This is a genomic window from Saccharopolyspora phatthalungensis, assembly GCF_014203395.1.
GTDB classification, from domain to species: Bacteria; Actinomycetota; Actinomycetes; order Mycobacteriales; family Pseudonocardiaceae; genus Saccharopolyspora; species Saccharopolyspora phatthalungensis.
The window spans coordinates 2,167,999-2,185,104 of the sequence record NZ_JACHIW010000001.1; the positions used below are offsets into that span (position 1 = coordinate 2,167,999).

The window sequence follows — 17,106 nt, forward strand, 5'->3', positions numbered from 1 at the left end:
TCTGACGCCGTCCCGCGGTCCACGGCAGCGTGATCATGATCACGGCCGGGACGAAAAAGTGGCCCTCGGCGGGTTCGATTGGTTCGTGACTACACAAAGAAACCTCGCCGAGGGCGCACAGCCCATTATGCACCAGGTCCGACTGCCGGTCTCAACCCGCACGCTGCAAATCGTCAGCGAACAGATTTCAGCCCGGCGCAAGCGGATCGGTTCCCGCTGGCGCAAAGTCACCCCGGGCACGCAGGCGATCATCGTGCCGGCGGTGCTGCGTCCGGGGCTTCAGCGCCAGATGGCGAAGTTGTCCGGGCATGAGATCGGGCCGATCTGGGTTTTGTCGAAGCCCGCGAAGTAGGTGGCCTGGTCGTTCGGGTCGCCGCAGACCAGGAGCAGACACCGGGCGAAGCCGGTTCCGGTCGGGTCGTCGTCGAGCTCCAGGACCTGCCCGTATTTGTTGCCGTTGCGCGGATTCGGCTCGTCGGCGACGGTCTTGCGCCTCGGCGCTTATGCCAGGCACGAAGCTGGTGTCGTGGCGCGTCAGCGGAATCCACTCGCCGACTCGCTCGCCGCAAGCCCCGCCGGCTCAGCACGCTTTGCACCAGGTCGCCGAAGTTCGGGTTCGCCGTGGGTTCGGCCCCGGCGCACTGGTCGCCGCACCGGTACCGGCAGGTCACCCGTGCTCGACCGGTCGACAACAGTGGTAGCCGCCGACGTTCGCCCGACTGTGCCACCGCAACCTCCAAGCTGATCGAAAATGGCCTGGAGCGTATGACACCACCAACGAACGGCGAGCACATTCCGATAATCCGGGGAATTTTCGGAGAGTGCTTGCGTCACGCCGCTCGTTTCGGTTGGGCCGTTTCGGTTTTGGCTCAGAGCTCCTCGCCGACCAGGGCGGCCTCGGCGGGGACGCCATGCTTGTCGGGCTTGGTGCGCAGGTCCGTGACCAGCAAGCCCGCTGCGATCACGCACAACACCGCGCTGGCCGCAAACGGCGCATGCCGCGAGCCGAACCATTCGGCTACATGGCCGACCAGGGTGGCCGCCGCCGCGCCGCCCAGCCAGCGGCAGAAGTTGTAGCCAGCGCTGGCCACCGGGCGCGGTGCGTTGCTGACGCTCATCGCGGAACCGGTGAACAGGGTGTTGAGAAGGCCGGAAGCCAAGCCGCTGAGGATCACCCCGACGACCACGACGGGCTTGGAGCCGACCGCCATGACGCCGAGCAACACCGCGTAGATCAGCACTGCGAGGACGGTGCCGCCGACCGCGCCGAAGCGGGCGGCGAGCCTCGGGGCGAGCGTGACACCGGCGACCGCCACGCACAGGCCCCAGCCGAAGAACACCAGCCCGACCGCGATCGCGCCGAATTCGAGGACGAACGGCGACCAGGCCAGCACGACGAAGAACGCGGCGGTGTAAAAGGCGGAGCCGAGCGAGGTCCGCAGCAGGCCGCTGTGGCCGAGCGCGCGGATCGGGTCGAGCAGCCGGATCTTCGGCCGGTCGGCGCGGTTGCTGTCCTTGGGCAGGAAGCCCGCGGAGAGGATCAGCGCGATCGCCATCAGCGCCGCGGTACCGGCGAACGGTCCGCGCCAGGAGATGTTGCCCAGCAGAGCGCCCAGCAGCGGGCCGGTGGACAGACCGATGCCCAGTGCCGCCTCGTAGAGCAGGATGGCGGCCTGCTGGCCGCCGCTGGCGGCGCCGACGATCACCGACAGGGCGGTGGCGATGAAGAACGCATTGCCGAGGCCCCACACGGCGCGCAGCGCGACGAGCTGGCCGATCGAGTCGGCCATCGCGCATGCCAGGGTCGCCAGCACGATCAGCACCAGGCCGGTGACGACGGTCCGCTTCGCACCGAAGCGCGCGCTGAACGCGCCGGTGATCAGCATCGCCACGACCTGCACGCCCAGGTAGGACGAGAACAGCAGGGTGACCTGCTCGGGCCCGGCGTGCAGGGACGTCGCGATCGATAGCAGGATCGGGTCGACGAGACCGATGCCCATGAAGGCGATCACGGCCGCGAAGGCGGTGATCCACACCGCCTTCGGCTGTCCCTTGAAAACGTCGAGTAACCGAACGTCGTGCCCGGCGCTCATCAGTCGCCACCCCTCGCTGAATGGAAGACATTCGTTTGCCATGCTAACAATTTTTCCTTAGCAGGCCAACGGACATGAGCAAGCTCACGAACGCGAGGCTTTGACCAGCGAAAACGGTTTGCGGCCGAGGATGTTCAGGGATTCAGGGCGGCTTGGGCAGCTGCCGCGATCACCTCCTTCGGGTGATGTTCGGCGAGAGCCGCGAGGATCTCGCTCGCGCTGTTGTGGTCGGTCGTCGCGATCTCCTCGACCAGCGAAAGCTGCTCCGGCTCCGGGTGCCGGCCCAATTCGGCGAGGAACAGGTCGACGTCTTCGTCCAGGGCCGCCGCCAGGCCGTCGAGCGAGCACCGCAGTTCGTCGCCGGGCCGGGTCAAATTCTCCGCGCCGGACGGCCGGGACCGCAGCCACATGCGGGCCGCCGCGCCGACGACCGGATCCTCGATCAGCTCGCGCACCGCCAACACGCCTTCGCCGCCGGTGTGCTCCAGCAGGCCCAGCGCCCCGAGGCGGATCGTCGGGTCGTCCACGCGCCGCAGCAGGGCAGTCAGTTCGGTGCTCGCTTTCTTGGCACCGCGCCGCTCGATCCATTGCGGGATCAACACCTGCTGCACGTCCACCGGGGTGTCCGCCGTGATCAGTGCCAGCAGTTCCGCCGAGCACGACACCAGATCGTCCACAGTGGGCACCTGGAAGCCGAAGGCACGCAACGATTCGCGCGCCGCCCATAGTCCGGGCGGCAGCAGCTCGACCATCGTGCGATCGGCGGTAATCCCCACCGGCAAGTCCGCCCGCAGCGCCTCGATCTCCTCCGGCGCGGTGGTGACGTGGCAGCGAACCGCCTGCATCGCCTCCCACTGGGCGAGCATCCGCCGCACGACGCTGCGCACCGACTCCCGGTCGCCCGGCTCCTCGGTGCCCAGGAAGTCGCAGACCATTGTGACGATCAGCTCCAGCGGCACCGCGTCGGTCCGCGAGTACAGCAAGGTCAATGCGGCCTGGACGATCTCCGGTAGCGCGTCCTGCTCGTCGGCAAGCCCGTCGAGCTCTGCGCGAAAGACGTCGCGGACCAGCACGAAGCGCTGCCAGAGCCGCGTCCACAGCAGCTCCGGTTCCGCCAGCAGTGGTTCCGCGACCTGGGTGGGCACCAGCAAATCCCCGGCCGACCGGACCAGGCCCGCCCGCTCGGCCCACTCCAGCAGCAGGTCGGCCTCCTCGGCATCACAAGGAACCGCGGTGCCCGAAGACTCCGCGAGTGCCATGACGAGATCGTCTACATCGGACGGATCCCGGCCGTTGCCAACCCAGTCGAGGACCATGCGCATCCGCTGCATGATCAGCGATTTCGCGGCGATGGTCCGGTGCGGCTCCAGGTGGGTGAGGTCGACCGGTGGCAACCAGAGCGCCGGCTGGGGCGGCGCCTCCAGCGAGTCCCGGCGCTCGATCTCCTCGACTACCTCGCCGTCGAAGTCGATCTCGCCCGCGTCCACCACTTCGAAGAACGCGATGACTGCTTGCGGATCACCGGTGTCCACGCCGAGCTCGCGCATCGTCGTGGCCCAGAACTTCTCCAGGCCCCACTCGGTCGGTTCGGCCATCGCAGCCAGGTAATCCGGCACGGTTCGCTCGACCGCCTCGTGCAGCGCCGATACCGAACTGGGCGAGGTCAGCAGGCCCTCGTCGGAAAGGAATCCCAGCCACTGGTGCAGGAAGTCCGGCACCAGCGACCACCGCGGCACGATCAACCGGCGCGGCACCACTTCGACCAGGAACCGCGCGAGATCTTCTTCGGTCCAGCTGGCCAGCAGGCCGTCCCTGCTGAACTTGTCGTCCAGGAGACACTCCACCAGCCAACCGGCAGCCATTTCCGGGCGGCTGCGGGTGAACCCGTCGACCAACTCACCGCGAGCCGCGTCGAACCGGCCCATTTCGCCGTGGATGAAGACAGTACGCATGGCGCGTTTCCTTTCGCTCAGGTGTGCGGATCATGTTCGAGGCTAGGGAGTCAGCGGCGCGTTCCTCGGCAGTGAAGGCGGGTTCCGACGCGTGTCGTGACCCCCGAACGGGTGATATCGGGGCGCCGCACATCGGTAGGGCCATCGGTACTTGTCCCGCTTCGGCACCAGGGTCTTAGGTCCATGCTTTTGAAAGCGCCCGGAAGTTCGGACGCGGCGCCGAGACAAACGGCGCACCAGACAACACCGCATGGGAGCCCAGGTAGCCGAACGGCGATATCGCCGGGTCGGCCGTGGCCCACCCGGTCGGCTCGGTCAAGGTCGACTCCCGGAGTTTCCAGCGGCGTCTCATAAAAGGGAGGAGGTAGCCAGTGACCGGACAGCAGCTACTTGCCCCAGCTGCCTGTTGTTCGGCCCTCCCATCGGCGAGGTGGGTGCTCCCGTCCGACAAGGCGGTAACGGAGCCGCCGCACCCGCCTCGCCGACATACCCCCGACCCTCCGAAGGCCCACGCCCCCCCGATCTAAACACCCGACATGAATAACACTTCTGACTACCGTTCCTACGGTTGGTGGGTCGAACCCGACCCGAAGACCGATAACACCACGCTCATCGTCGGCGGCCGCGTCAGCGCATTGCGGATGCCCGCCGAAATCGCTGCCCGAGTGCACCAAGTCCTGTCCATCCACCTGCAGACCGGACCGGTGCTGGACGCCGGCGACCACTGGGTCTTGTTCACCCAGAGCGACGGTCGCCGCGACCGCCCGGACGACCTCGCCGAGGTCGCGGTCGTGCCGGCCGGCAGCCGACTGGTGCTTCCGCCGCTGGACGACCCGCGCTGGATCAACCCGCCGCGCGCGGACCGCTCGGTACCGGAGCGGCAGGTCATCTTCTCGGCGACCCGCCGCGCTCGCACCGACACCATGCCGTTAGTGGCCGCTTGACGGGGCCGCTCCGGCAACGCACTCGCGATCAGGGCTGTTCGGCAACCCACACCGCGATCTGCGCGCGGGAGGTGGCGCCGAGCTTGGCCAGGATGTGCTCGATGTGACTGTCCGAGGTCCGCTTCGAGATCACCAGCTGCTCGGCGATCTGCCGGTTCGACATGCCCTGCGCGACCAGGTGCGCCACTTCCCGCTCGCGCGGGGTCAGCCTGATCGGCGCGTCCGCCGACGCCATCGGCGGCGTCTCCCCGAGCGTGAACCGGATCAGTTCGTCCAGTGTGTCCTCGGTACCCCGGAACCGCGCCGCGCGGAGTTCCGCCGCCGACAAGGCGTTGCGGATGCGCAGGTCGGCTTCCGCGTGCCATTCGAGGTAGCGCTCGATGCCGAACAGGTAGCCACCCTGCGGTTTCCACAGGTGCGCGACCGCCGTGCTCAGCCGGGCGGCCCGGGCCGCGCGCCCTTGGGCGGCGGCGATCCACGCCTCCATCTCGATCGCCATCAAGATCCCGGTGCGGTCGTTGAACAGGTGCTTGATCCGGACGGATTCGCGCAGGTGCACTAGCGCCTCGGGGAATTCGCCTAGCCGCCAGCGAGCGAGTCCTAGCACCATCTCGGCCCAGGCGCGCCCCCACAGCTCGCCGTGCTCCTCGCAGATCTCCCGGCACTGCTCGCACACTTCGACGGCCCGTTCGTAGTCGCCCTGGAAGATCGCCAACAACGCCACGCTCGGCAGACTCATCAGCGCGACCCCGTCGTGCCGCAGCATTTCTTCGCGCCGCAGCGCTTCGGCGAACCGGGCCGCCGCAGACCGGTGCTCGTTGCGCAACAGCTCGATGGTCCCGGCGGTGTAGGCGGCCAGCCTCACCACCGCGTCTGCCCCGACCTGCCGCGCCACGTCCTGCGCCTCGGCCAGTAGCAGATAGGCCGTATCGGTGTCCCCTTGTACGCCGCTGACCAGGCCGTCGACCACCAGCGCACGCGCCCGCTGCTGCCCGGGCTCCGGCGCCACCTGGAGCGCTTCGTCCAGCCAGTACCGGCCCTCCCGCAGCCATCGGCCGGCCACCCAGAAGAACCGCAGCGCGGCGGCCATTCGCAGGCCCTCGTGCCCTTCCCCGGGTTCGGTGAGGCAGAAGTCCAGGGCGGCTCGCAGGTTTGGGCGGTCCTGCTGGAGCCGGCTCAGCCACTCGACCTGGTTCGGGCCGACCCATTCCGCGTCGACGTGCTCGGCGAGCAGCAGGAAGTAGTCGCGGTGTCGGCGCCGCAGCGCCAGTTCTTTCGTGCCGCCGCCGAGCCGCATCCGCCCGTACTCCTGGATCGTCTTCAGCAGCCGGTAGCGGGTGCGGGTGTCGGGCAGGTCCTCCTTGAACAGCACGGACTTCTCCACTAGGCCCGAGACCCCGACGAAGATGTCCTCGGCGGCCACCCCGTCACCGACGCAGACCGCCTCTGCGGCGTCCAGCTCGAAGCTTCCGGCGAACACCGACAGTCGCGTCCACAGGGCCTGCTCGGTCGGCGAGCACAGGTCGAAGCTCCACTCGATAGCCGCCCGCAACGTGCGGTGGTGCGGCACGGCGCTGCGATCGCCCAGGGTCAGTAGCCGGTAACGGTCGGTGAGCCGGTCCAGGATCTCTTCCACCGAAAGCGACCGCATCCACACCGCTGCCAGCTCGATGGCCAGCGGCAAGCCGTCCAACTGCTGGCACACCCGGACTACCAGCGCCTCATTGGCCCGGTTGACGGTGAACCCCGGCAGCACCGCCGAGGCGCGATCGGCGAACAGCTCCAGCGCCTCATAGCCGGTGGCTTTCTGCACCACGTGGCCTTGCGGGTCGAGCCGGGGCATGACCATCGGAGGCACCGGCCACACCTGTTCGGCCGCGATCGCCAGCGGCGCCCGCGAGGTGGCCAGGATGCGCACCTCGGGTGCGGCCGCGAGCAGGTCGCTGACCAGCGGCCCGCATTCGTCCAGCAGGTGCTCGCAGCCGTCGAGCAGGAGCAGCAGTCGCTTGTCCGCGAGCTGCTCGGCGAGGGCTTTCCTCGGCGACGCCGCGGTTGGCTCGTCGATTCCGAGGCTGGTCAGCAGCACGCGGGCAAGCTCGTCCCGGGGACGGACCCTGGCCAGCTCCACCAGCCAGACGCCGTCTGGGAAGACGCGGCGCAGATCGCGTGCGACGCGGGTGGCCAACCGAGACTTGCCGACCCCGGCCACGCCGGTCAGAGTCACCAGTCGGGAGGCCGCGAGCATCCGTTTGATCTGCGTAATAGCCCCTCGGCGGCCAACGAAACTCGTCAGGTCGTCGGGGAGTTTGCCCACCCGTCGGGTTGTCATCGCACGACCGCCCGCACTCACCGATCACCTTGTCGTTCCCGAGTGTATGCCCGCACTCGCGCGTTCGAGCATGTCAGCGCATGCCGCTGGCCGTCCGACAGTACTTCCGCCCGGCCGGACGTCGCTCACCTGCCGGGCGGTGAGCGATCGGACACCAACGGCAGTCCGGCCTCGTGCGCCGCGGCGAACTCATCGTCGATGAACACGACCTCGCGGCCCTCGCGCGCGAGCAGCGAGGCCGCTGCTGCGGCGCGGTATCCGGCGCTGCAATGTACCCACACAACCCCGTCGGCGAGTTCGTGAGACCGGTACCGCAGTTCGAAAAGCGGGATGTGCACGGCGTTCTTGAGATGGCAGGCCCGCCACTCGCGGCGCATCCGCACGTCCAGCACGACGCTTCCCGGACCGGATTCGGCGAGATCGCCGAACGTCGCGGACGGCATGCTGCGCACCAGGCTCGCGTCCACGGCGAGTTCTCGCGGACGACCCACCGCCGCGGTGGGCCGGTCGACGCCGATGCGCACCAGCTCGCGCTGGGCCGCCGCGACCTGCTCCGGTGTCTCGCCGATCAGGGTCAGCGGCGCTCCCCGGTCGGCCAGCCAGCCGAGCCAGGTGGCCAGCGGACCGTCCAGGCCGAGGCTGATCGTGCCCGCCAGGTGCGCGTGCGCGAACGCCCGGCGGGATCGCAGGTCCACCACCCAGTCGCCGAGGCGCAACCGACGCGCGAGCTCCGCCGGCCGAACCCTGGCCGGGGCCCGCAGGTCAACCTGCTCCGGTCCGGCCATGTTCCGCGGTGCCATCTGCGCGTAGTAGGCGGGCACGGCATCCAGTGCGGAGAGGGTGTGTTCGACGAACTCGTCCTCGCCCAGCCGGAAGACGGCGTTGACCTTCTTCTGCTGGCCGACGGTCGCGGAGGAGCCGGACACCTCGGTGGCCGAGCAGAAGTTGCCGAAGCCGTGCGTCGGCCAGATCTGCGCGTCGTCCGGCAGCACGTCGGCGAGCTTGCGGACCGATGCGTGCTGCTGCCGGGCGAGTTCCTCGCTGTGCTGCTGGCCGAGCAGGTCGGTGCGCCCGGTCGAGCCGAACAGCAGCGACCCGCCGGTGAACACCCCGACCGCGCCATCGGTGTCTTCGACCACGTAGGACAGGTGGTGGAAGGTGTGGCCGGGGGTGGCCAGCGTGCGCAGTCGCAGCCGTTGCGACATCACCACCACGTCGCCTTCGACCAGCGGGCGGCGCGCGAACGACACGACGTCCGACGCGGCCACGCCGTACTCCGCGCCGGTCAGCCGGCACAGCTCCAGGCCGCCGGAGAGGTAGTCGTTGTGGATGTGCGTCTCCAGCACATGGGTGATCCGGACGTCGTGGCGACCGGCGAGGGCGAGCATCCGGTCGATGTCGCGCTGCGGGTCCACCACGGCCGCCACCGCGCCGTCGGTGACCAGGTAGCTGCGATCGCCCAGCGACGCCGTCTCGACGACTTCGACCGCCACCATGACAGGCCCGGCCGCAGGTCAGGTGGGCTTTTCGTCGCGGCCGTGGACCTGGGCCGGTGGGTGCGTGGCCTCGACGGCGGTGAAAGTCTCGAGGATCTTGTAGTGGTGCTCGGCGCCCTTGGGGATAACCCAGGAGTCACCGGGTTCGAGCAGCACCGTCTGGCCTTCGCTGTGCAGCTCCGCGCGGCCACTGATCACGTACCCGGCGGTCTCGTAGTTCCGCGCCGCCGACGGCTTGTCCACGCCCGGCGGTTCCTCCCGCCACAGCCGCATCGCCAGGCCCAAGCCTTCGGCGAGGTAGTACTGGCCGAGGGAGCCGCGCGGCGAGTGCGCGCTGTCCACCTTGATGATCGTGGTGTCACTCATCAGGTCCCCCTTTTTCCGCCGTTGCGGTTCGATTCTCCCGCCAGCGGTACGGTCGGGCAGCGCGACGACCCGTGACCGACCGGAAGCGATTTCACTGGAAATCAGGGAGGGTGTTGATTTCCATCGAAATCGCCGCCGCAGGAAACGAGGCAGCGAATGGTCAAGGTCATCTTCGATGGCGATTATGGGATCGACGACGCGCTCGCGACGCTGTTCCTCGCCGGCCGGGCGGACGTCGAACTCCTCGCGGTCGGCACGGTGCACGGCAACGCGCGGGCCGATGCCGCCGCGGCCAACGCCCTGCAGGTGCTCGACATCGCCGGCCGGCGCGACATTCCGGTGGCGGTTGGTGCGCTGCGACCGCTGGCTCAGCCGCTGGAGGTTTCCGCGCTCGTGCACGGCGAGGACGGCCTCGGTGGGCAGGCGCACGCGGTGCCCGAGCTGCGACGGGAGCCGGTGTCGGCCGCCGAGCAGCTGGTGCGAATCGTGCGGGAGCGTCCCGGTGAGTGCACCGTGGTGGCCACCGGACCGCTGACGAACCTGGCGGTGGCGCTGCTGCTCGAACCCCGGCTGCCGGAGTTGGTGCGCAACGTGGTCGTCATGGGCGGCACGACGCGGGAGCCCGGGAACATCAGCCCGCTGGCCGAGGCGAATATCTGGCACGACCCGGAGGCCGCCGCGCTGGTGTTCGGCGCCGGCTGGTCGCTGACCCTGGTCGGACTGGACGTCACGATGCACACCTGGCTCGATCAGTCCGATGTGGACCGAATCGCCTCGGCCCCCGGGCGCGTCGCCGAGTTCGCGCACTCGATCCTCCGGCACTACCTGACGTTCTACCGGGGCAGGCATGACCGGCCCGGCTGCCCGCTGCACGACCCGAGCGCCGCCGTGCTCGCGGTGCGCCCCGACCTGGCGCGCTACAAAAAGGTGCCGGTCCAGGTGGAACTCCGGGGCGCTCAGACTCGCGGCATGCTCGTCGTCGACCGCCGCGAGTTTTCCGGGCGCGACGGCCCGCTGATCGACGTGGCAACCGAAATCGACCGGGACCGCCTCGTCGCGGAGTTCCTCAGCGGCCTGCTCGGGCCGTGAGCGGTCGTGGCCGCCGGGGCGGCCACGACCACGGGCTCAGCGGCTGGCGACGCGGCGGTAGCGGGCGACCGCGAGCGGCATGAAGATCGCCAGGATGACCAGCGCGGACACCACCGAGTACAGCACCGCGTGCTGCGCCGGCCAGCTGTCCGGTACCGGCCCGGTCACCCGCAGCGGGTTGCCGTAGAGCTGGCGTAGCGCGTCGGCGGTGACGGTGATCGGGTTCCACTCCGCGAAGGCGCGCAACGGCCCCGGCATCGATTCCGCGGGCACGAACGCCGACGAGATGAAGGTGACCGGGAACAGCCAGAGCAGCCCGGCGCTCTGCGCCACCTCGACGCTGCGCGAGATCAGCCCGATGAAGGCGCCGACCCAGGACATCGCGAACGAGAACAGCAGCAGGATGGCGAACGCGAGCAGCGCTTCGAACAGGCTGCCACGGATCCGCCAGCCCACCACCAGCCCGCACAGCGACATGATCACCACCGTCAGCACGCTCACCACGAGGTCCGAGCAGGTGCGGCCGAGCAGCACCGCGACCCGCGACATCGGCAGCGAGCGGAACCGGTCCACGATCCCCTTTTTCAGGTCGTTGGCCAGCCCGATGACGGTGAACGCGCTGTTGAACGCGACGGTCTGCACGAAGATCCCGCCGATCAGGAACTCCCGGTACGCCTCGCCGCCGAGGCTGCCGCCGAAGACGTAGGCGAACAGCAGCACGAACATGATCGGCTGCGCGGTGCTGGACAGCAGCATGTCCGGGTTTCGCTTGATGTTCATCAGGTTTCGCCACGCGACGACACTGCTGTCGCGCATGCTGCCGGCGAGTGCGGTCACGACTGCCCCTCCTGCTCTTCGGTGCGCCGACCGGTCAAACCCAGGAACACGTCGTCCAGGGTGGGCCGGTGTAATGCGACGTCGTGCACCGCGACGTCTTCGGAGTCCAACCGGCGCAGCGCCTCGATGAGCGCCTTCGGCCCGGCGTCCACGGCGACAAACGCCTTCCGCAACTGCTCCTCGACCTCCGGCGGCCCGGCGCCGACCTCGGCGAGCACCCGCGTCACCACCGGCAGGTCCGCGGCGTCCTGCACGATCAGTTCGAGGCGCTCTCCGCCGACCTGGGTCTTGAGCTGGTCGGCGGTGCCGCTGGCGATCACCCGGCCGCGGTCGATCACCGCGATGCTGTTGGCCAGCTGGTCGGCTTCTTCCAGGTATTGGGTGGTCAGCAGCACGGTGGTGCCGTCGGCGACGAGTTCACCGATGACCTGCCAGGTGTCCATCCGGCCACGCGGGTCCAGCCCGGTGGTGGGCTCGTCGAGCACCACGACGGCGGGCGCGGCGACCAGTGCGCCGGCCAGGTCCAGCCGTCGCCGCATGCCGCCGGAGTAGCCCTTCGACGGCCGGTCGGCGGCTTCCTGCAGGCGGAACCGGTCCAGCAATTGGCGCGCTCGTGCGGTCGCGTCCGCCCGGGACATGCCATACAGCCGGCCGACCATGTAGAGGTTCTCGTAGCCGGTGAGGTTCTCGTCGACGGCCGCGTACTGCCCGGACAGGCCGATCGAGCGGCGCACCGCCTGCGGCTCGGCGAGCACGTCGTGGCCGGCCACGAAGGCTCGTCCGGAGTCGGGTTTGAGCAGTGTGGTCAGGATCCGCACGGTCGTGGTCTTACCCGCCCCGTTGGGGCCGAGCAGACCGAGGACCTGGCCGGTCGGGATCTCCAGGTCCACGCCGTCGAGCGCGCGGTTCGATCCGAAGGTTTTCACCAATGCTTCCGCGCGCACGGCGGTCATCGGGTCCTCCGTTAGGGGTATTGCCGGGAATGTCAGCGTCACTGTATGAGTCCGCCCCGACAAACCGCCGCCGATTTTCGGCAGCCACCCGGGCAACCGAGGCGCAGCCGTTCGGATGAACCCGGAATCGGCGCGTGGTCGCACTTGCCTGGCGGGAGGCTGGCGCCGGGAGCCGATTTTCGCGGGGAATCCCCTGGTCGTGATCGATGCCGACGACGGCTTGGGGAAGAATGGTCTTGGCAGAAGTTACCGTCAGGTAATATCCTCTTGTTACCGACGAGTAAGGGCCGAGCCGGGCCCGCCCGCAGCAGCGCGCAAGAGGGAGCCTTTGATGGGCCACTACAAGAGCAACGTCCGCGACCTCGAGTTCAACCTGTTCGAGGTCTTCAGGGTGCAGGACCGGCTGGGCAAGGGCGCCTTCGAGCAGTCCGACGAGGACACCGTGCGCGGCGTGCTCACCGAGCTCAACGAGCTGGCTACCGGCCCGCTGGCCGAGTCCTTCGTCGCGGGCGACCGTAGCCCCGCCCAGTTCGACCCGGCGACGCACTCCGTGACCCTGCCCGAGGCAGTCAAGAAGTCCTACCAGCAGGTAGTGGACGGCGAGTGGTGGCGGCTGAGCCTGCCCGACGAACTCGGCGGGTACGGCACCCCGCCCAGCGTCATCTGGTCGGCCGCCGAACTCATGCTCGGCGCGAACCCGGCGATCTACATGTACATGGCGGGCCCGAGTTTCGCGACCATCCTGTGGAGCACCGGCACCGAGGAGCAGCGCCACTGGGCCAAGCTGATGATTGAGCGCGGGTGGGGCGCCACGATGGTGCTCACCGAGCCGGACGCGGGCTCCGATGTCGGGGCCGGCCGCACCAAGGCCGTCAAGCAGGAAGACGGCTCCTGGCACCTGGAAGGCGTCAAGCGGTTTATCACCTCCGCGGACCAGGACATGACAGAGAACATCATGCACCTCGTGCTGGCCCGCCCCGAGGAGCCGGGCGTGGCGGCGAAGCCCGGCACCAAGGGCCTGAGCCTGTTCCTGGTGCCGAAGTTCCGCTTCGACACCGAGACCGGCGAGCTCGGTGAGCGCAACGGCGCCTTCGTCACCAACGTCGAGCACAAGATGGGCCTGAACGCCTCGGCCACCTGCGAGGTGACCTTCGGCCAGCACGGCACCCCGGCCAAGGGCTGGCTGCTCGGCGAGGTGCACGACGGCATCGCGCAGATGTTCCAGGTCATCGAGCACGCCCGGATGATGGTCGGCACCAAGGCCATCGGCACCCTGTCCACCGGCTACCTCAACGCGCTGGACTACGCCAAGCAACGGGTGCAGGGCGCCGACCTGACCGAAGCCGCCGACAAGAGCGCGCGGCGCGTAACCATCACCAACCACCCCGATGTGCGCCGCATCCTGATGCTGCAGAAGGCCTACGCCGAAGGTCTGCGCGCGGTCTACCTCTACACCGCGAGCTTCCAGGATCAGGTGGCGCAGAGCAGGCACGATGGCACCGACGCCAGCACCGCCGAACAGGTCAACGACCTGCTGCTGCCGATCGTCAAGGGCGTCGGCTCGGAACGGGCCTACGAGATGCTGACCCTGTCGCTGCAGACCCTGGGCGGCTCCGGCTACCTGCAGGATTATCCGATCGAGCAGTACATCCGGGACGCCAAGATCGACAGCCTGTACGAGGGCACCACCGCGATCCAGGCGCAGGACTTCTTCTTCCGCAAGATCGTCCGCAACAACTGCGCCGCCATCGGCCATGTCGCCGCCGAGATCCAGGCGGCGCTGGAGGCGGAGGGTGCCGACGAGCGGCTAAAGGAGGAGCGCGCGTTGGTGGCCCGGGCGTTGCAGGACGCCCAGGGCATGCTCGGCACGCTGATCGAGTTCCTGACCTCGTCGCAAGAGGACGTCAAGAACATCTACAAGGTGGGCCAGCACGCGGTCTCGTTCCTGCTGAGCATGGGCGACCTGCTCGTCGGCTGGCTGCTGCTGCGGCAGGCCGAGATCGCCCTCGCCGCGCTCGACGCCGGCGCGTCCGCCAAGGACCAGCCGTTCTACCAGGGCAAGCTGGCGGTGGCCCGGTTCTTCGCGAAGAACGTGCTGCCGGAGCTCACCGGCCGCCGAAAGATCATCGAGGCGGCCGACAATTCCCTGATGGAGCTGGACGAATCCGTTTTCTGAGGCGCTGTTTCCGTCGGTAACGGGGCCGTGAGTCCGTTGGATGGTGACCAGCAGATCCACGGCCCCCGCAGCCGTACTTCGTGAGCGGAGTCGGCTCTTGCCCGCGTGCGCACCGTCAGTCCAGGTCGTAGTCGAAGGTGTAGGCCACCTGTTTGCCGGGTTCCGCGGTGTAGTGACCGGTGCCGCGGAGTCCGGCCAGCTCGTCGGTGCCCGACCCCGGCAGCACCTCGAAGTCGCTGTGGATCACGCCGTCGTCGCCGAACCAGCCCCGTTCCTGGAAGATGAATGTTCCCTTGCGCCCGGCGAGAGTCCCGCTGAGCAGCTGCATGCCGGTGAAGCGGCCGGTCGCCTCCGTGACGTAAGCGATGGTGTATTCGCAGCTCGCGCCGGCCGCCTCGATGCCGCCGGAAAAGTCGTTGGTGACCGCGGCGTGGGCGAGCTTCGGATGCAGCTCGGGGTTGCCTACGGCGCTCTCCTCCCAGCGCGAGACGGCGAAGCTCCCGGTGGTCTGCTTGGTCATGGGCACCCTTTCGATCGGTCTCTAGACAAGCCTGATCGCCGTACCTGACACCTCCCGTCAGGTACGGCGGGCAGAATCCGTGCCATGCGCGCCGACCGGCTGCTCGCCGTCCTCCTGCTGCTCCAGAACCGCGGCCGGATGACCGCGACCGAGCTAGCCGCGGAACTGGAGGTGTCGGTCCGCACGATCTACCGGGACATCGAGGCCCTCGGGTCCGCCGGCGTACCGGTTCGCGCCGATCGCGGACCCGAAGGCGGCTACCGCCTGATGGACGGCTACCGCACCCGGCTGACCGGCCTCACCGACGCCGAGGCCGGATCGCTGTTCCTGTCCGGCGCACCGGGTCCGGCACACGACCTGGGCTTGGGCGCTGTCCTGGCCACCGCGCAGCTGAAGGTGCAAGCAGCGCTGCCCGCCGAACTGGCCGAACGCGCCCGGCGCATCCAGGGCCGGTTCCACCTCGACGCCCCTGGTTGGTTCCGGGATGTCGAACCGGTCCCGCACCTGGCCGACATCGCCCATGCGGTGTGGGAACAGCGCGTGCTGCACGCGCACTACCGCCGCTGGCGCGGCGAGGTGCATCGGAAACTGGGCCCGCTGGGAATCGTCCTCAAGGGCGGGATCTGGTACCTGGTAGCACAGGCGGGCACGGCCGTCCGCACCTACCGGATCTCGCGCTTCCTGGCCGTGGCGGTCACGCCGGAATCCTTCACCCGACCCGCCGGGTTCGATCTCGCCGCCACCTGGGCGGAGTCGTCCCGCCGAATGGAAGCGGCGATGTACGTCGGAACCGCCCGGCTGCGGATCTCGCCGGAGGCGCAGAAACTGCTGCCCGCGAAGTTCGGCGCGAACGGCAGCCGGGCCCTCGCGGCAGCCGGGCCGCCGGACGAGAACGGCTGGGTGCAGGTTGAACTGCCCGTCGAAAAGCAAGCCGTCGCCGTCACCGACGTGCTCCGGCTCGGCGTGGGAGCCGAGGTCCTGGGCCCGCCTGAACTCCGCGCCGCGGTCGCCGAAGCCGTCACCGCACTGGCGTCCCGCTACGCCTCGTGAGTCTCGTGTCGCTTCGCGCAACGGAGCCGAATTTGTCCACAGTGGAACGCGCGGCGAGGAATGCCACGAACAGTCCGACCAGCAGCGCGGCCCGGCCCCACACCCCGATCATCAACGCCTGCGAGGTGAAACCGTCGGAAATGCCGCTCGGCTGACCGGCCATATTCAGGTAGAGCCAGCGGAAGATGCTGATGCCCATCGCCGAGTCCGCCACCAGGTACGCCACGACCCAACCCCATCGCACCGACACCAGCACGAAGAACGGCAACAACCACAAGGTGTATTGCGGTGAATGCACCTTGTGCAGCAGCAGGAAACCGCACAACATCGCCGCCGACACCTGGATCCACGGATACGTCCCGGTGCGCTCGTAGCGCAGCCAACCGACCGCGCAGGCGACCGCGAACGACAGGAGCACCAGCAGCGGCGAGACCACGCCCATCGCCGACTGGAAACCCTCGGAGTCGGTCCAGTGCCGGAAACCCCAGTACCAGATCGAGTTCGTGCTGATGTCCACCTGCCGCCGGGACTGGAATTCGAACGACGCCAACCAACCGCCGAACCCGGCCAGCATGAACGGCAGGTTCGCCAACACCGCCGTCCCGGCCGTCACCCCCACGACCTGCAACGCGCCACGCACGTCGAACCGCCGAGCGCCGTCCCGGCCCTCGGTCAACACGTACAACGCCAGCGGCAGCGCGAAAAACGCCGGATACAACTTGAGCGCGAAACCCAATCCCAACAACAAAGCAGCCGCCGTCGCGCGACGGCGCAGCGACGCCGACCGCCACCGATGCACCACGAAGACCGCACCCACGGCGCACGCGACGACGGGCAAATCCCAGTTGTGGAACGCATAAAGCACCAACGGAGGGCTGAGCGCCCACAACAACGCCCGCCAGCCGCTCAACCTGCCCAGCCACCACGTGACGGCGAACCCGAACGGCGCCATCAATACCGCCGACGCGGCCAGGAATCCCGCATCCGTGTGAGCGAACAAAGCCCCCGCCCAGATCAGCACCCCGGTCAGCACCGGATACTCGACCACACCGCCGAACAACGACCCATCGGCGTTGATCCCCCCGTGCACGTAAGGGAAGACATGCCGATCGATGTCCCGGCCAATCCACAGATTCTGGATGTCGGAGTAGCACACATCACCGTAGGCCCGCTGCTGGTAAGCAGGCTCCGAACGTCCCCACTCGTCGAACAGCGGGCCGGTGCAACGCGCCTTGTTCGCGTAGCCGAGCGCCAACGTCAGCGCGGTGAACAAACACAGCGCGACCAGGCCGGAAATCGTC

General features: G+C 68.7%; 14 protein-coding genes and 1 pseudogene. 5 read left to right on the top strand and 10 right to left on the bottom strand.

The window, feature by feature from the left end; all coding sequences use genetic code 11:
• The first annotated feature begins 58 nt into the window (after positions 1-58).
• A complete protein-coding gene (locus BJ970_RS09620) occupies positions 59-352 on the top strand; it encodes a hypothetical protein (RefSeq protein WP_184725950.1) in 294 nt (97 codons plus the stop codon).
• Here BJ970_RS09620 and BJ970_RS09625 read toward each other — a convergent pair.
• The 3 genes and pseudogenes from BJ970_RS09625 to BJ970_RS09635 form a co-directional block, all read right to left on the bottom strand.
• Positions 292-480 (bottom strand): annotated as a pseudogene (locus BJ970_RS09625) (alkaline phosphatase PhoX); the annotation flags it as partial. The gene BJ970_RS09620 and the pseudogene BJ970_RS09625 overlap by 61 nt on opposite strands.
• 389 nt (positions 481-869) lie before the next feature.
• Positions 870-2,093 carry an MFS transporter gene (locus BJ970_RS09630; protein ID WP_184725951.1) on the bottom strand — a complete coding sequence of 408 codons (1,224 nt, stop codon included), beginning with the start codon at positions 2,091-2,093 and terminating at the stop codon, positions 870-872.
• 134 nt (positions 2,094-2,227) lie between these two features.
• A complete protein-coding gene (locus tag BJ970_RS09635) occupies positions 2,228-4,045 on the bottom strand; it encodes a hypothetical protein (protein ID WP_184725952.1) in 1,818 nt (605 codons plus the stop codon).
• 536 nt (positions 4,046-4,581) lie between these two features.
• Here BJ970_RS09635 and BJ970_RS09640 point away from each other — a divergent pair.
• A complete protein-coding gene (locus tag BJ970_RS09640; RefSeq protein WP_184725953.1) occupies positions 4,582-4,989 on the top strand; it encodes a hypothetical protein in 408 nt (135 codons plus the stop codon).
• A 28-nt stretch (positions 4,990-5,017) separates the two neighbouring features.
• On the opposite strand, the gene BJ970_RS09645 is transcribed toward BJ970_RS09640, so the two are convergent.
• The 3 genes from BJ970_RS09645 to BJ970_RS09655 all read right to left on the bottom strand — a co-directional run bounded on the left by BJ970_RS09645 (position 5,018) and on the right by BJ970_RS09655 (position 9,180).
• Positions 5,018-7,318 (bottom strand): LuxR C-terminal-related transcriptional regulator, encoded by a 2,301-nt coding sequence (locus tag BJ970_RS09645; protein WP_184725954.1) that lies wholly within the window; start codon positions 7,316-7,318, stop codon positions 5,018-5,020.
• A gap of 125 nt (positions 7,319-7,443) precedes the next feature.
• Positions 7,444-8,814: an MBL fold metallo-hydrolase gene (locus BJ970_RS09650; protein ID WP_184725955.1), complete on the bottom strand. Its 1,371-nt coding sequence runs from the start codon at positions 8,812-8,814 to the stop codon at positions 7,444-7,446.
• A gap of 18 nt (positions 8,815-8,832) precedes the next feature.
• On the bottom strand, positions 8,833-9,180 hold the full coding sequence (locus tag BJ970_RS09655; protein WP_184725956.1) for a cupin domain-containing protein: 348 nt from the start codon (positions 9,178-9,180) through the stop codon (positions 8,833-8,835).
• 156 nt (positions 9,181-9,336) lie between these two features.
• Between BJ970_RS09655 and BJ970_RS09660 the strand changes: the two genes are divergently transcribed.
• Complete coding sequence (locus BJ970_RS09660) at positions 9,337-10,269, top strand: nucleoside hydrolase (RefSeq protein WP_184725957.1); 933 nt, start codon at positions 9,337-9,339, stop codon at positions 10,267-10,269.
• A 36-nt stretch (positions 10,270-10,305) separates the two neighbouring features.
• On the opposite strand, the gene BJ970_RS09665 is transcribed toward BJ970_RS09660, so the two are convergent.
• Together BJ970_RS09665 and BJ970_RS09670 are read right to left on the bottom strand one after the other, a co-directional pair.
• On the bottom strand, positions 10,306-11,106 hold the full coding sequence (locus tag BJ970_RS09665; protein WP_312864181.1) for an ABC transporter permease: 801 nt from the start codon (positions 11,104-11,106) through the stop codon (positions 10,306-10,308).
• Complete coding sequence (locus BJ970_RS09670) at positions 11,103-12,059, bottom strand: ATP-binding cassette domain-containing protein (RefSeq protein ID WP_184725958.1); 957 nt, start codon at positions 12,057-12,059, stop codon at positions 11,103-11,105. Before BJ970_RS09670 ends, BJ970_RS09665 begins: the two co-directional genes overlap by 4 nt.
• 331 nt (positions 12,060-12,390) lie before the next feature.
• Between BJ970_RS09670 and BJ970_RS09675 the strand changes: the two genes are divergently transcribed.
• The gene (locus BJ970_RS09675; protein WP_184728994.1) at positions 12,391-14,235 is read left to right on the top strand and encodes an acyl-CoA dehydrogenase; all 1,845 of its coding nucleotides are present in this window, start codon (positions 12,391-12,393) and stop codon (positions 14,233-14,235) included.
• Positions 14,236-14,350: 115 nt separating this feature from the next.
• Here the strand turns inward: BJ970_RS09675 and BJ970_RS09680 are convergent, their stop codons facing one another.
• Entirely contained in the window at positions 14,351-14,755 is a 405-nt protein-coding gene (locus BJ970_RS09680) for a DUF3224 domain-containing protein (RefSeq protein ID WP_184725959.1), read from the bottom strand.
• 84 nt (positions 14,756-14,839) lie between these two features.
• On the opposite strand from BJ970_RS09680, the gene BJ970_RS09685 reads away from it, so the two are divergent.
• Entirely contained in the window at positions 14,840-15,805 is a 966-nt protein-coding gene (locus BJ970_RS09685; RefSeq protein WP_184725960.1) for a helix-turn-helix transcriptional regulator, read from the top strand.
• On the opposite strand, the gene BJ970_RS09690 is transcribed toward BJ970_RS09685, so the two are convergent.
• Positions 15,774-17,102, bottom strand: coding sequence for a glycosyltransferase family 87 protein (locus BJ970_RS09690; RefSeq protein WP_312864442.1), 1,329 nt, complete (start codon positions 17,100-17,102; stop codon positions 15,774-15,776). The two genes, BJ970_RS09685 and BJ970_RS09690, sit on opposite strands and share 32 nt — an antisense overlap.
• Positions 17,103-17,106: the final 4 nt, after the last annotated feature.